Source organism: Rhodococcus sp. OAS809, assembly GCF_040546695.1.
In the GTDB taxonomy this organism is placed as follows: Bacteria; Actinomycetota; Actinomycetes; order Mycobacteriales; family Mycobacteriaceae; genus Rhodococcus_F; species Rhodococcus_F qingshengii.
In genome coordinates this window covers 850,149-850,919 of sequence record NZ_JBEPOI010000002.1, presented here as the reverse complement: position 1 = coordinate 850,919, position 771 = coordinate 850,149, and the positions used below count along the sequence as shown (strand labels likewise).

Sequence of the window (771 nt, the reverse complement as noted above, 5' to 3'; positions counted from 1 at the left end):
CACGACCACCCCCACACAGCGTTGTGACGATCAGCGTTGTCACGATCAGCGCCGGGAAGTGTGGCTCGGGGATTGAAGAGAAACATCGCACCGCCTCGATATCGAGTGGAAACCATGTGGCGATCCTGCGAGAGCGCAGCCGAAGGTCATCGACCTCGACGAAGGGTCGCTTCGAAGTCCGAACCTCCCCGAAGGTCCGAACTCAGGATCAAAATTTGTCGTCGTCAGGCGTCAGGAGCACCGCAGTGTTGCAGTGCTCGACGCAAGGCTAGAAACCGGTTGCCCACACCTGCTCTACCGGAAACGTTCGGCTTCGCGGGCAAGCTCGGTCAACCGTTCACACAACTGTGTGAGCTCTGAACTCTCTGCGCCCTCGGCAACTGCTGTCGCCACATCTTCGGCAGCGCATCGGACCTCGAACATCCGATCCACGAGTTCGACCGCTTCGACTGCGGTCAAGATGACGGCGTCAGCCGGGATCGACGTGCCCTTGACGGCATTGCGCTGCTCGTACGCACGCTGTCGACAAGACTGGCTGCAGTACCGGCGTCGACGACCGACACCGGTCACCGCGACCTCTCGACCACACCACACACACGGGTTTCCCGAACGCGCAGACTGCGGTGATCCGACGCGTGTGCTCTCAGCCATGAATCGACACTGTACTCGAGATTCGGACGCCTTCGATGAACGCGCACGGTACCCGGTAAGATGGAGAGGTTGCGTCTTCTCGCCACACGGGAACCAATCGGGTGCTCGTGGCGTTGTAGA

The 771-nt window shown here is 60.6% G+C and carries 1 protein-coding gene; it reads right to left on the bottom strand.

All coding sequences use genetic code 11. From position 1 onward, the window contains the following. Positions 1-294 precede the first annotated feature (294 nt). Positions 295-651: a hypothetical protein gene (locus ABIE52_RS07000; RefSeq protein ID WP_042450945.1), complete on the bottom strand. Its 357-nt coding sequence runs from the start codon at positions 649-651 to the stop codon at positions 295-297. Between the last annotated feature and the right edge of the window lie 120 nt (positions 652-771).